The sequence below is a fragment of the Cellulosimicrobium sp. I38E genome (genome assembly GCF_001647255.1).
Lineage (GTDB): Bacteria > Actinomycetota > Actinomycetes > Actinomycetales > Cellulomonadaceae > Cellulosimicrobium > Cellulosimicrobium cellulans_E.
In genome coordinates this window covers 36,010-48,740 of the sequence record NZ_LUAZ01000002.1, presented here as the reverse complement: position 1 = coordinate 48,740, position 12,731 = coordinate 36,010, and the positions used below count along the sequence as shown (strand labels likewise).

17 protein-coding genes and 1 riboswitch are annotated in these 12,731 nt (G+C 76.0%); of the genes, 9 read left to right on the top strand and 8 right to left on the bottom strand.

Translation table 11 applies throughout. The annotated features are described in order from the left end of the window. The first annotated feature begins 1 nt into the window (after position 1). From A0J59_RS01275 to A0J59_RS01250, 6 genes are all read left to right on the top strand, one after another. Entirely contained in the window at positions 2-1,312 is a 1,311-nt protein-coding gene (locus tag A0J59_RS01275) for a hypothetical protein (RefSeq protein WP_064314978.1), read from the top strand. Positions 1,313-1,336: 24 nt separating this feature from the next. Further along, a riboswitch (Fluoride riboswitch) is annotated at positions 1,337-1,411 on the top strand. Positions 1,412-1,453: 42 nt separating this feature from the next. Then, entirely contained in the window at positions 1,454-2,002 is a 549-nt protein-coding gene (locus A0J59_RS01270) for a universal stress protein (RefSeq protein WP_064314977.1), read from the top strand. After that, complete coding sequence (locus A0J59_RS01265) at positions 1,990-2,436, top strand: CrcB family protein (RefSeq protein WP_047230928.1); 447 nt, start codon at positions 1,990-1,992, stop codon at positions 2,434-2,436. Before A0J59_RS01270 ends, A0J59_RS01265 begins: the two co-directional genes overlap by 13 nt. Next, positions 2,433-2,810 carry a CrcB family protein gene (locus A0J59_RS01260; protein ID WP_064314976.1) on the top strand — a complete coding sequence of 126 codons (378 nt, stop codon included), beginning with the start codon at positions 2,433-2,435 and terminating at the stop codon, positions 2,808-2,810. Before A0J59_RS01265 ends, A0J59_RS01260 begins: the two co-directional genes overlap by 4 nt. Before the next feature lie 105 nt (positions 2,811-2,915). Continuing rightward, on the top strand, positions 2,916-3,401 hold the full coding sequence (locus A0J59_RS01255; protein WP_064314975.1) for an SRPBCC domain-containing protein: 486 nt from the start codon (positions 2,916-2,918) through the stop codon (positions 3,399-3,401). Further along, positions 3,398-3,718 carry a helix-turn-helix transcriptional regulator gene (locus A0J59_RS01250; RefSeq protein ID WP_047230931.1) on the top strand — a complete coding sequence of 107 codons (321 nt, stop codon included), beginning with the start codon at positions 3,398-3,400 and terminating at the stop codon, positions 3,716-3,718. The genes A0J59_RS01255 and A0J59_RS01250 overlap by 4 nt, the downstream gene beginning before the upstream one ends. Before the next feature lie 10 nt (positions 3,719-3,728). On the opposite strand, the gene A0J59_RS01245 is transcribed toward A0J59_RS01250, so the two are convergent. From A0J59_RS01245 to A0J59_RS01225, 5 genes are all read right to left on the bottom strand, one after another. After that, a complete protein-coding gene (locus A0J59_RS01245; RefSeq protein ID WP_064314974.1) occupies positions 3,729-4,334 on the bottom strand; it encodes a flavodoxin family protein in 606 nt (201 codons plus the stop codon). Between the two features lie 138 nt (positions 4,335-4,472). Beyond that, positions 4,473-4,919, bottom strand: coding sequence for a hypothetical protein (locus A0J59_RS21430; protein WP_064314973.1), 447 nt, complete (start codon positions 4,917-4,919; stop codon positions 4,473-4,475). Beyond that, complete coding sequence (locus A0J59_RS01235; protein ID WP_064314972.1) at positions 4,916-5,329, bottom strand: hypothetical protein; 414 nt, start codon at positions 5,327-5,329, stop codon at positions 4,916-4,918. Before A0J59_RS01235 ends, A0J59_RS21430 begins: the two co-directional genes overlap by 4 nt. After that, a complete protein-coding gene (locus tag A0J59_RS01230) occupies positions 5,326-6,555 on the bottom strand; it encodes an NRAMP family divalent metal transporter (RefSeq protein WP_064314971.1) in 1,230 nt (409 codons plus the stop codon). The genes A0J59_RS01235 and A0J59_RS01230 overlap by 4 nt, the downstream gene beginning before the upstream one ends. Beyond that, positions 6,552-7,100 (bottom strand): hypothetical protein, encoded by a 549-nt coding sequence (locus A0J59_RS01225; RefSeq protein ID WP_220084420.1) that lies wholly within the window; start codon positions 7,098-7,100, stop codon positions 6,552-6,554. The genes A0J59_RS01230 and A0J59_RS01225 overlap by 4 nt, the downstream gene beginning before the upstream one ends. Positions 7,101-7,196: 96 nt before the next feature. Between A0J59_RS01225 and A0J59_RS01220 the strand changes: the two genes are divergently transcribed. Next, positions 7,197-7,850, top strand: coding sequence for a CatA-like O-acetyltransferase (locus A0J59_RS01220; RefSeq protein WP_064314969.1), 654 nt, complete (start codon positions 7,197-7,199; stop codon positions 7,848-7,850). Between the two features lie 22 nt (positions 7,851-7,872). Here the strand turns inward: A0J59_RS01220 and A0J59_RS01215 are convergent, their stop codons facing one another. Both A0J59_RS01215 and A0J59_RS01210 read right to left on the bottom strand, forming a co-directional pair. Next, the gene (locus A0J59_RS01215) at positions 7,873-8,889 is read right to left on the bottom strand and encodes a zinc-binding dehydrogenase (RefSeq protein WP_064314968.1); all 1,017 of its coding nucleotides are present in this window, start codon (positions 8,887-8,889) and stop codon (positions 7,873-7,875) included. An 88-nt stretch (positions 8,890-8,977) separates the two neighbouring features. Then, positions 8,978-9,685 (bottom strand): GAF and ANTAR domain-containing protein, encoded by a 708-nt coding sequence (locus A0J59_RS01210; protein ID WP_220084419.1) that lies wholly within the window; start codon positions 9,683-9,685, stop codon positions 8,978-8,980. Positions 9,686-9,874: 189 nt separating this feature from the next. On the opposite strand from A0J59_RS01210, the gene A0J59_RS01205 reads away from it, so the two are divergent. Then, complete coding sequence (locus A0J59_RS01205) at positions 9,875-10,504, top strand: PAS and ANTAR domain-containing protein (protein ID WP_156532726.1); 630 nt, start codon at positions 9,875-9,877, stop codon at positions 10,502-10,504. 73 nt (positions 10,505-10,577) lie between these two features. Beyond that, positions 10,578-11,243 (top strand): flavin reductase family protein, encoded by a 666-nt coding sequence (locus tag A0J59_RS21055; RefSeq protein WP_082918635.1) that lies wholly within the window; start codon positions 10,578-10,580, stop codon positions 11,241-11,243. Here the strand turns inward: A0J59_RS21055 and A0J59_RS01195 are convergent. After that, positions 11,158-12,696, bottom strand: a complete 1,539-nt coding sequence (locus tag A0J59_RS01195) for a PLP-dependent aminotransferase family protein (RefSeq protein ID WP_064314965.1) — start codon at positions 12,694-12,696, stop codon at positions 11,158-11,160. The genes A0J59_RS21055 and A0J59_RS01195 overlap by 86 nt on opposite strands. Positions 12,697-12,731 lie beyond the last annotated feature (35 nt).

Sequence of the window (12,731 nt, the reverse complement as noted above, 5' to 3'; positions counted from 1 at the left end):
GATGTCCCACCCCACCGACCCGTACGAGCCGGTCGACGACCACACCGTCATGCGGCCGCCGCGACGGTACGGGGAGGACGGCGGGACGAGCCCGAGCGCTGCGGGCGCCCCGGCGCCGGGCTACGCGAGCCCGCACGCGCAGGCGCCGTACGACACCGACCCGTACGGCACGGGAGGTCGCCGAGGCCACGGCCGGCCCGGCGACCCGCACGCCACGCTCCCGCCCGCGGACACCGGGGCGACCTGGCCGCCCGCGGGGACGGCGCCCGGGTACGCGCCGCCGCCCCCGCCGCCCGGCGCGCCCGCGGGCCCCCACGCGCACGGCGCCCCGTACGGCACGCCGACGGCTCCGTACGCCACCCCGTCCGGCCCCGCCTACGGCGCGCCGGACGACGCGACGGTCGTGCCGGGGCCGCCTGGCCCGCCGTCGGACCCCTACGGCTTCTCCTCGTACGGGACGCCCCCCGGCCGCGGCTCGCGCAAGTGGCTCGTGCCCGTCCTCGCGGGCGTGGGCGCGTTCGTCGTCGTCGCGGGCGGCCTCGGCGTGTGGCTCGCGGTGCGCGATGACGCCCCGCCCGCCCCGGAGCCGACGACAGCCGAGCAGGCGCCCGCGACGGACGCGCCGGTGGAGCCGGAGGCGACCGAGGAGCCCGAGCCGACCGAGGAGCCCGTCGACACCGACGTCACGGACGACGAGCCGTGGCTCGAGCAGCAGTACCGCGCGGGCGCGGAGATGGACCCGGAGTCGGGCCCCGCGCTCGCGCCGATGTCGTGGGACTACTTCTCCGACAACGACTACCTGGTCAACGAGGACCGCATCGCGCTCGTGGCGCGGCGGGACTTCGCGTGCGACGACCTGCCCGCGATCCCGGCGATCGAGGCGCTCGCGGGCTCGTGCCAGGCCGGGTTCGAGGCCCGCGTCGTGTCCGACGACGGCCCGACCCTCGCGCTCGACCTGGTCCTGGTGGACGTCGGGTCGGAGGAGGAGGCCGAGCGCGCGGCCGCCGCCTTCAACGACGCGCCGGAGGGCGACCCCCTCGCGGACACCACGGGGCCCGCGCACCCGACCCTCGCCGCCGCGGTGCCGCAGCCGGGGTTCCAGGGCACGTACGCGCTGCTCGACGACGGGGACTCGCCGGGTGTCATGCTCAACACCGGGACCGTCGTCATGCTGTACCGGCTCGGTATCGACGACGGGCTGGAGCGCGACCAGATCCTGCCCGTCGCGCAGGCCGTCGGGTTCGTCATCACGGACCACGAGCTCGCGAAGTCGTTCGGCGAGAAGAAGTGGCTGGACACGAAGGCGGGCTGAGCGCGGGTCTGCCGGGCTGGGTACGCTGAGGGCGGTGATGGATCCCGCCGGGGCATAGCCGCCCGAACCGCCGCCAGGGCTGATGGTTCCTGTCTCGTCGCACGTCGGCGGGCAGGGTGCTGCCCGCGGGAAGAGGTCCGCATGAGAGCCAGACCCGTGCCCCAGCCCGCGCTCGACCGCATGGTCCCGTTCGCCGGGCACCCCGTGGTCGTGGGCGTCGTGCCGGGCGGCGACCCGCTCGTCGTCCGGACGGCCGCGGCCTGGGCGGGTGCCGTCGGGTCCCGCGTGGTCGCCGCGTTCGCCGACACCTCCCGCCACGTCGTGGAGGAGCGCCCCGACGGCTCGGTGACGCACGCGCCGCTCGACCCGGACTCCGCCGACGACTCCTGGCAGGACGTCGAGGCGCGGCTGCGGACCGAGGTCGCGGAGGCGCTGCAGGGCACGGGCGTGGCATGGGACCTGCACTATCTCGCGGGCCGTCCCGACCGCGCGCTGACGCACCTCGCGCGGGCGGTCGACGCCGCGGTGATCGTCGTCGGGACGCGCGCGCCCGGGTCGACGGCGCACCTGCGCGAGCTCGTCGAGGGGTCCGTCGCCGCGCACCTCGCCCACCATCAGCACCGGCCGGTGCTCACGGTCCCGCTCGCGGTCGTGGACTGGAAGGAGCTCCGCACGCCGTGGGAGAGGTGAGACGACGGACGCCGCTCCTCGCGCTCGCGGGGCTCGTCGCGCTGGGGGGAGCGGTCGGCACGACGGCGCGCGCGCTCCTCGAGCAGGCGTTCGCCCCCGTGCCCGGGTCGTGGCCGTGGACGACGTTCTGGATCAACCTCGCCGGGTCGTTCGTGCTCGGCGCGCTGCTCGAGACGCTGCTCCGCTCGGGTCCCGACGCCGGGTGGCGGCGGGGCGTGCGGCTCGGCTGCGGGACGGGCGTCCTCGGCGGGTTCACGACGTACTCGACGTTCGCCGTCGAGGTCGAGCGGCTGGCGAGCGGGGGCCACGCCGCCCTCGGCGCGGCGTACGCGCTGGGGAGCGTCGTGCTCGGCGTCGCGGCCGCGGTGGCCGGCATCGCGCTCGCCGCCGCGGTCCGACGGCGCCTGGTCGCCCGGGGCGGTGGGGCGCGGTGACGGGCGTCCCCGAGCTGGCGCTCGTCGCTCTCGCCGGTGGGCTCGGCGCGGCGTCGCGGTTCCTGCTGGACACGCTCGTGGCCCGGCACAACCGGTGGTCGACGCCGCTCGGCACGGTCGCCGTGAACGTCACCGCGTGCTTCCTCCTGGGGCTGCTCACGGGCTGGGGAGCGACGCACCCGGGGTACGGCGACGCCGCGGCGGTGCTCGGGGTCGGCTTCCTGGGCGGCTACTCGACGTTCTCGACGGCGTCGGTCGAGGGCGCATGCCTGCTCCTCGCGGGCCGCGGCGCCGTCGCGCTGGCGCACGCGCTCGGGATGCTCGTCGTGTGCCTCGCGGCCGCGGCGGCGGGGATCGCGGCCGGGAGTGCATGAGCGAGCGCGCCCTCGACACGACGCAACCGAGGGGTTGCGCTGACGGGATCCATGTGCAACTCTGAAGTTGCAGACAGTCGTTCTTCCCAGCGGAGAGGTAGCACCATGACCACCACCAACGAGCCGGCCGTCGTCGACCGCGAGGCGTACACCGTGTCCCGGACCGTGACCATCGACGCCCCGGCGGCACGCGTCTGGGCGGCGCTCACCCAGGAGGACCTCATCAGCGGCTGGTTCGGCCAGCGGACCGAGCTCCCGGACCTGCGCGTCGGCGGCGAGGGCGTGTTCAGCTGGCCGGACGCGCCCGACGTCCAGGTGCGCATCGAGGAGTACGACCCCACGACGGCGTTCGCCTTCCGGTGGGGGACCCCGGTGGGGCAGGTCATGGACGAGACCAGCTCGACCGTCGCGCGCTTCACGCTCGAGCCCCAGGGGCCGACGACCGTCCTGCGCGTCGTCGAGACCGGGTTCGACCTCGTCGCGGACCCGGACGGCCTGCTCGAGAGCCACCAGCAGGGGTGGACGAGCGAGCTCGACGAGCTCGTCGAGCTCCTCGAGGGGGCGCTCGCGGCCGAGGGCGGTCGCGCGTGACCGCACCCGCGACGGAGCTCGCCCCCGTGTTCTCGGCCCTCGCGGACGACACCCGGTGGCGGATCCTCCAGGAGCTCGGCAGCGCGGACCTCTCGGCGTCGGCGCTCGCCGAGCGCCTGCCGGTGAGCCGCCAGGCCATCGCGAAGCACTTGGGGGTGCTCGCGGAGGTCGGGCTCGTCGAGTCCGTCCGCGTGGGCCGGGAGGTGCGCTACCGCGCCGTCGGCGCGCGGCTGGGCGAGACCGCGCGCGCCCTGGAGGCCATCGGCGCGGCGTGGGACCGCCGGCTCGCGGCGATCAAGCGCATCGCGGAGTCGTAGCCGCCGTCGGTCAGGAGCCGGGGGCGGGGACCGGGTGCGCCTCGAGCGCCGTCGCGACGGCGTGCAGGTTGTGCGCCATGAGGCGGCCCGTCTCCCGGGCCCACTCGTGGCCGTGCCCCGTCTGCACGTAGTCGGGGCCCGGGCCGGGGCCCTGGTTCCAGTAGGTCCAGGCCTGGCCGGGGATCGTGTACCCGATGTCGGCCAGGGCGCCGCTGACCTCCGAGATGACGTGGTGCGCGCCGTCCTCGTTGCCCGTGACCACCACGCCCGCCACCCGGTTGTAGGCGACGGGGACACCGCCCGGGCCTTCCTCGGAGATCATCGCGTCCATGCGCTCGAGCATGCGCTGCGCGAGCGACGCCGGGCGCCCGAGCCACGTCGGCGTGAGCACCACGAGGATCTGCGCGTCCAGCAGCCGCGCGTGCACGCTCGGCCACTCGTCGCCCTCCCCGACGTCGGTGACGACGCCCGGCGGGACGTCGAGGTCGACGAGCCGGACGTGCTCGACCTCGACCCCGCGGTCCTGGAGCGCCTCGGCGACCACGCGCCCGAGCGCCTCGGTGTTGGACGGTTCCGGGGACTTCTTGAGCGTGCAGCTCACGAACAGCGCCTTCATGGGACCTCCCGTGTCGCCGGACGGGGCGACGGGTCCTTCGTGCCTCCGCCCGGGCGGCCGACGGCGGGTGGCTTCACCGTCCCGTCCAGCGTCACGGGGCCGCGCCCCGCTCGCAACGCGCCGAGCGGCAGGGGCCGGTCAGGGCAGGGCCGCGTCCTCCCGCCGGTACCCCGCGGCGAGGCGCACCTCGCCCGGCGCGACGGCGGCGACGTCGTCCCACGGCACGAGGAACCTCCCGCGGTGGCGGCGGCGGACGAGCTGCGGGACCGGCCACGGCGCCGTGACGTCCGTGCGCTCGTACCCCAGGAACGACGCGCCCGTGCGCGGGCTCACGAGCACGCCGACGACGCGCGCCCGCCCCACCCGGTCGCGGCGGCGGACGCCCTGGCTCAGCGCACGGTCGTCGGGGTGGGCGTCGTCAGGGTCGGCCTCGCCCGCCGCCCCGCCGGGGCGGTGCCGCCCGTCGCGGTCGGAGGGGCCGCCGTCGGGCAGCGTGTCGAGCGCGAGCCGGACGTCCACGAGGAAGCCGAGGTTCTCGCCGCCGGGCCCGAGGACGCGCGCGTCGAGCAGGTCGCCGAGGATCACGACCCCTCCTCGGGGTCGTGCCGGCCGCCGGGGATGCGCCCGACGACGTGCTCGCGCAGCCAGTCCTCGGTCCAGTGCAGGTCGAGCGAGTCCGCCTGGACGGTGAGCTCGATCGCCGTCCCGACGTGCCCGACGTCGGACCACGAGACCCGCTCCCAGCGCGACGCGGGCGGGCGGCCGCCGAGGAGGCGCGTGAGGAGCACCGGCCCGGTGAGGATCGCGCCGACCTCGGCGGCCTCCCCGGGCACCGCGTCGCGGCGACCGCCCTCCGGCGCGTCCGCGGCGACGAGCTCGAGGTCGTCGACCGTCGTCACCGGCTCGCCGTCGACGTCGAGCACCTGGCGGCTCAGCAGGTGCAGGCGCGCGTCCACGACGCGCACCCCCGTCGGCGCGGAGGCTTCCCGGCTCATGACCCCGCTCCCGTCGCGATCATCAGGGGGATCGCCGCGACGGCCGCGGCGACCACGATCACCAGGTACACCATGCCCAGCGCGTTGGTCGCGCGCCCGTTGACGTGCTCGCCCATGTACTCCGGGTCGTTCGCGACGAGGAGGATCGGCACGTACGTGAGCGGCAGCGCGACGGCCGAGAACACGACCGACATCTCGGTGACGGCGACCGGGTCCACGCTCGTCATGAGGATCGCGACCGCGAGCAGCAGCGCGACGACCATCGTCACGTGGAAGCGCGCGGCGCGCGCCGGGCGGCGGAACTTGCCCCACGACCAGCCGAGGTACTGCGCGAGCGTGTACCCGCTCGAGAGCGCGGTCTCGAGCGCGGCGCCGAACGTCGCCGCGACGATCCCGACGATCACGAGCGCGAGCAGGAGCGTCCCGCCGGCCTCGGCCACCGGCAGCACGATCTGCGACAGCGACGACACCTCGATCCCCGCGGGCAGGAGCACCACGGCCGCGCACGCGGCGATCGCGACGGACAGCAGCCCGCCGAGCGGGAACCCGACGAGCACGTTGACCCGGTTCTGCGCGAGGTCCTTCGCGGTCCACCCCTCCTCGACGGCGCCGGAGGAGAAGAAGAACACCTCGTACGGCGTCATCGCGGCGCCGAACAGCGCGACGGCGTAGTACCAGTACGTCGCGACGTGCTCCGTCGCCGGGGGAGACGGGGGCACCGCCTGGCGCAGCAGCTCGCCCCAGTCCGGTCCCAGCAGGAAGAGCGCGACCCCGAACCCGACGAGCAGCAGCCCGAGCAGGCCCGCGACGTTCTCCATGACCTGGAACTTCACGCGCCACAGCACGAGCCAGACGGCGAAGGCCGCGACCGGCATCCACAGGCGCGGCTCGACGCTGCTCGCGAGGTGCAGCGCGAGCGCGATGCCCCCGACCTCCGCGGTGAGGGTGAGCAGGTTGATCGCGAACGACGCCGCGAGGTTCGCGCCCGCGGCGCGCGGGCCGAGGCGCTCGCGGATGATCTCGAACGTCGCGCGCCCGCTCACCGCCGCGACGCGGCCGGACATCGACGCGAACAGGCAGATGCCGACGACGCCGACGACCACGACCCACACGAGCGACAGCCCGAACCGGGACCCGACGACGGCGTTGGTCACCAGGTCGCCGATGTCGACGAACCCGCCGATCGCCGTGAGGATGCCGAGCGCGACGCCGAGGAGCCGCTTCACGCGCCACCCGCCAGGGCCAGCGCGGTGTCCACGTCATCGGCGGCGCGCGCGAGGTCGGCCTCGAGCTCGGACGCGGTGAGCGGGACGGCGCCCGCCGCCGACAGGTCGCCGCCCGCCTCGCGCGCGACCCAGGCGCGCGCCGCGACCACCTCGCGCGTCGCGTCCGCGACGGCCACGAGACCGGCGTCGCGCTGCGCGGAGGACACGTCGTCGGGCGGGACGAGCGTCGTCAGCGCGGTGGTCGACTCCTCGAGCACCCGCACCTGGTCGAGCACGGCGGCGTCCGCGACCGGCGTGGTGACGCGGTCGTCGTCGAGCAGCCGCACGGTGAGTCGCGTCGTCTCGACCGCCGACCCGGCCTGCGCGAGCGCGTCAGCCACGGCGGCGGTCGCCTGCCCCGGGTCCTGCCGGCTCACGGTGCAGCCCGCCGTCGTCCCGAGCACGACCACGAGCACGAGCACGTGCCCCAGCACGGACCCGGATCGGGTGTTGCGCGCGCGACGTCCCACGTCAGCGATGGTCCCGCTCGCGACGGGCGTCCGCACGCGGACGACCTCGTCGGGGTCGTGCCTGGCCCGCGACCGCATCGGTGCGCCCGAAATGCCCGTGCCCTCCGTACGGGTGACTGTGATGCTGGCGGCGTGGACACCCCCGTACCGGTCGATCTCGAGACGTGGCCGCGCCGCGAGCACTTCGAGCACTTCCTCCACGCGTCACCGTGCACGTACGCGATGACCGTCGAGCTGGACGTGACGGCGCTCGCGGCCGCGTTGGCCGGGTCGTCCCGCAAGACGTACGTCGCGCAGGTCTGGGCGCTCGCGACGGTCGTGAACCGGCACGAGGAGTTCCGTCTGTTGCTCGACGACGCCGGCGCCCCGGCGGTCTGGCCGGTGGTGCACCCGTCGTTCACCGTGCTCAACCCGGAGCGGGAGACGTTCTCGGCCGTGTGGGCGCCGTACGACGCGGACTTCGACGCGTTCCACGCCGCGGCCTCGGCGCTGCTCGCCGAGCACCGGACCGCGACGGCGTTCTTCCCGCAGGGTGCGCGGCCGCCGAACATGTTCGACGTGTCGAGCCTGCCGTGGGCCTCGTTCACCGGCTTCACGCTCGCGATCCGCGACGGCTGGCGCCACCTCGCGCCGATCGTCACGCTCGGACGGTACGTCGAGCGGGGTGGGCGGACGTTCCTCCCCGTCGCGGTCCAGGTGCACCACGCCGCGGCGGACGGGTTCCACGTGGCGCGCCTCGTGAACGAGCTCCAGGAACTCGTCGACGACCCGTCCTGGCTCGGCTGAGGCCGAACCTGCGGACCGGGCCTCAGGGACGCAGCAGGGACTTGATCGCGCGGCGCTCGTCCATCGCGGCGTACCCCTCGGCGGCGTCGTCGAGGGTGAGCTCGAGGTCGAAGACGCGCGCGGGGTCGATGCGCCGGTCGAGGACGAGGTCCATCAGCTCGGGCAGGTACTGGCGGACCGGCGCCGGGCCGCCCGACCAGTGCACGTGGCGGTAGAACATGTCGACGACGGGGAGCTCCACCCCGTGCGGCAGCCCGACGACGCCGACGTGCCCGCCGGGACGTACCGACCCGAGCGCCTGGGCCACGGACTCCGGCGTCCCGACGGCCTCGACCACGCCGTGCGCGCCCAGCCCGTCGGTGAGGTCCAGGACGCGCGCGACGCCCTCCTCGCCGCGCTCCGCGACGACGTCGGTCGCGCCGAACGCCCGCGCGAGCTCCTGGCGCGGCGCGTGCCGGCTCATGGCGATGACCTGCTCGGCCCCGAGCTGCGCGGCGGCGAGGACCGCGAGCAGGCCGACGGCGCCGTCGCCCACCACGACGACCGTCCGGCCCGGTCCCGCCTCGGCCGCGCGGGCGCCGAACCAGCCGGTGCCCAGCACGTCGGACGCGGTGAGCAGCCCGGGCAGGAGGTCGTCGTCGGGGCGCTCGGGCGTCGCGACGAGCGTCCCGTCCGCGAGCGGGACCCGCAGCAGCTCGGCCTGGGCGCCGCGCACGGGCTCGCGGTGGACGCACGACGTCTGGTAGCCGGCGCGGCAGATCGGGCACGTGTTGTCGGACGCGAAGAACGACCCGACGACGAGCTGCCCGGGGCGGACGGTGCGCACGTCGGCGCCGACCTCCTCGACGGTGCCCACGTACTCGTGGCCCATCGCGACGGGGTGCTCGATCCGGTTGACGCCGCGGTACGTCCACAGGTCCGACCCGCACACGCACGCTGCCTCGACGCGCACGATCGCGTCGGTGGGCGCGAGCAGGCGCGGGTCGTCGCGCTGCTCGACGCGGACGTCGTACGGGGCGTGGATGACGGTCGCGCGCACGGTGGCTCCCTCGGCGGGCGGACGGGACGCCGTCGAGCCTACGGCCGAGCGCCCGCCGCGGCCCGTCCGGGAAGGCGCGTCCGGGGCGTCACGGTTCCTCGGTCCTCTGGGTCTGCACGGCGTTGCTCTCGTCGTAGGTGAAGCTCAGCCTTCGTCCCACGACGTCCGCGGCGACCTCCTCGAGCGTCGTCGACCGGGCGAAGGCGTGCGCCCGGAGCACGGCGAGCGCGTCGCGCGGGGCCACGCGGAGCTGGGCCGTGACCATCCCCGTCGCCTGGTGCACCTCGGCGCGCATCGACCAGTCGAGCGAGTCCAGGTCGGCCAGGAGCGCGAGCCCGACGACGTCCGCGAGGAACTGCACGTCGTCCGGCTCGCGCGCGAGCCTGGGCGAGGCGGTGAGGAGGCCGAGCACCCCCACGACCTGGCCTCCCGCGTGCATGGGGACGGCGTGGTACGTCGCGGGCCCGCTGATCGTCGCGGCGACGCCGGCGAACACGGGGAACGCGCTCACGTCACGGTTCCCGTCGACCTCGGTGACCACGACGCGGTCCTCGGCGAGCGCGAGCTGGGCCGGCCCCTCGCCGAGCGTCTCCTCGAGGTCCTCGATGCGGGCGGCGACGCCGTCGGACGTGGCGACCGTGAGTCGGTCGTCCGCCGTCGCGGCGACGGTGAGCGCGACGCTCTCGGCACCGAGCACCGTGGCGCACGCCTGACACATGCGTGCGGGCGTCGACAGGGCGTCGTCGGCCTCGGCGAGCGCGCGGGCCAGGAGTGTCAGCAGCTCCGACGCGCCCACGTCCGCCTCCGTCCGGTCCTCGTGCACCGCCGTCCAGTTTTTCACCACCTCGGGCGCTCGCTCGGCGACGCGACCTACGTCGTCACGTCGGCGCAGGCGTCGGGTTGCAGAACCCCGCCGCCGGACTAGAGTCCGGGAGTCGAGTCTGGACCTGGCTCACGACCCGCAGAACGACGACGGAGACGACCCATGTCCGTGGAGGACCACGCAACCCTGCACCCGCTGTCCCTCGGCGACGACACGACGCTGGGGCAGTACCGGGTCGACCTGGCGACCGACACCTGGTGGTGGTCGGCCGAGACGTACCGCCTGCACGGCTTCGAGCCGGGCGACGTCGTGCCGACGACGTCGCTCGTCCTGGCGCACAAGCACCCCGACGACCGGGACCGCGTCCGGGACGTGCTGGAGAGCGCGCGTCGCGACGGCGCGCCCTTCTCGAGCCTGCACCGCATCATGGACGCGCGCGGCCGGGAGCGCGTCCTCGTCCTCGTCGGCCAGGGCCGTCGCGACCGCGCCACGGGGCAGGTCGTCGAGCTGCTCGGGTACTTCGTCGACGTGACGCGACCCGTCCGGACGCAGGCCGGGCTCCAGGCCCAGCGCGACATCGCCGCCGCGGCCGACAGCCGGCGGCCGATCGAGCAGGCGAAGGGCGTCGTGGCCGCGGCGTTCGGGATCGCCCCCGAGCAGGCGTTCGCGGTCCTCAAGCGCGTGTCGAACAACCGCAACGTCCGCCTGCGCGAGCTCGCCCGGCAGGTCGTCGAAGAGGGCACGCGGCCCGACGCCGACCGCGTCGACCGGGTCGCCGCGCTGCTCTCGTAGCCGCCGTCATCGCCGCGGACGCGACGTCCGACGCCCGCCAGACGCCCCGCCCGCGCGCGACGAGGCTGGGTCCATGACCACCACCTCGACCCGTCCCGCCCCCTCGCACGTCGTCATCGACCCAGGGATCCTGTACTTCGGCACGCCCGTCGCGCTGCTCAGCACGGTCGCCGGGGACGGACGCGTGAACCTCGCCCCGATGTCGTCGGTGTTCTGGCTCGGCCGGACGGCGGTGCTCGGCCTGGGCGCGCGGTCGCAGACGGCGCTCAACCTCCTCGCGACGCGCGAGGTCGTGGTGAACCTGCCCTCGACGGCCGAGGTCGACGCCGTCGACCGCCTCGCCCTGACGACGGGGCGCGACCCGGTCCCGGACCGCAAGGCGTCCGTGGGCTACCGCTACGAGCCGGACAAGTTCGCCCGCGCCGGGCTGACGCCCGTCGCGTCGGACACGGTCGCGCCGCCGCGCGCCGCGCAGTGCCCCGTCGCGGTCGAGGCGCGGCTGGTGCACGCTCATCCGCTCGGTCGCGACGACGCCGCGCGCGCGGGGTCGCTCGTCGCGTTCGAGGTCCGCGTGACCCGGGTGCACGTCCACGAGAGCATCCGCATGCCGGGGACCGCGCACCGCGTCGACCCCGACCGGTGGCGCCCGCTCCTCATGAGCTTCCAGCGCTTCTACGGCCTCGGCCCCCAGGCGCACCCGTCGCGCCTCGCGACGATCGACGAGGACTGGTACCGCTGAGCGGGTCGATCTCGCGGAGGAGGGTGGCGAACGCCTGCTCGACCTGGTGGTCGCGCGGGGCGCCGTAGCCCACGACGACGGCAGGGGCACGGGACGGGGGCGGGCTCCCGGTCGTCGGGGCGCCCGCCCCCGGGAGCCCCGGCTCGACCGCGTAGGCGCCGAGCGCGAGCAGCTCCGCGCCGCGGCGTGCGGCGCGGTCGACCACCGCGTCCTCGTCCGTGCCGGGCGGGAGCTCGAGCACCGCCTGGAGCCCGGCGGGCAGGCCGAGCAGGCGGCCGCCGGGCAGGTGCTCGGCGACGAGCGTCGCGAGCCGCTCGCGGCGGGCGCGGTAGCGGGCGCGCGCCCGGCGGACCGCACGGTCGTACTCGTGGTCGGCGAGGAACCGGGCGAGCGTGAGCTGGCCGATCGCGTCCGGCGACCCGCCGAGCACGCGGCGCTGGGCGACGACGTCGTCCAGGAGCCCCGCCGGGACCGCGCCCCACGCGAGCCCGACGCCGGGCGCCAGCGCCTTGCTCGCCGTCCCCGCGTACACGACGTGGTCGGGGGCGAGCGCCTGGAGCGCCCCGACCGCGCGGCGGTCGTACCGGAGCTCGCCGTCGTAGTCGTCCTCGACGACCGTCGCACCCGTCCGCGCGGCCCACGCGACGAGCGCGCCGCGGCGCGCGGGCGACAGGGGCACGCCCGTGGGGAACTGGTGGGCCGGGGTGAGCAGGACGACCTCCACCGGGCGCTCGCGGCCGAGCGCGTCGAGCAGCGAGACGTCCGCGCCGCCGTCGTCCACGGGGAGCGCGACGACCTCGAGACCGGCCGCGGCGAGCACCGCGCGGTGGGCCGCGTGCCCGTACTGCTCGACGGCGGCGCGCCGGGCGCCGCGCGCGACGAGCGCCCGGGCGACGAGGGAGAGCAGGTCGGCGAACCCGTGCGTGACGACGACCCGGTCGGGGTCGGTCCGGACCCCCCGGGCGCGGCCGAGGTAGGCGGCGAGCGCGACCCGCAGCGGCTCCGCACCCCGTGGGTCGCCGTAGCCGAGCGCGGCGTCCGGCGCGTCCGCGAGCGCGCGTCTCGCGGCGGCGAGCCACGGGCCGCGGGGGAAGGACGACGGGTCGGGCACGCCGGCCCGCAGGTCGAGCGGCAGGCGTGGCCGACCGGGGGAGGGCGGGGCGGGCGTCGGGCCGACGACACGGCGCCCGACCCACGTCCCGGCGCCGACGCGGGACTCCAGCCAGCCCTCCGCGGCGAGCTGGGCGTACGCGTCGGCGACCGTGCCGCGCGCGACGCCGAGGTCCGCGGCGAGCGCGCGCGCCGCCGGCAGGCGCGTGCCGGCGACGAGGCGGCCGTCGAGCACCGCCGTGCGCAGGGCGTCCTGGAGCGACCGCGCGGGACGCGTCGGCGAGAGCGCGAGGTGGAGGTCGAGGGCACCGGCGAGCGACGGATTGGCCCGTATTTCTCCCACGACATTGCACTGTAGCGCTGGGCCTCTGCTCCGTA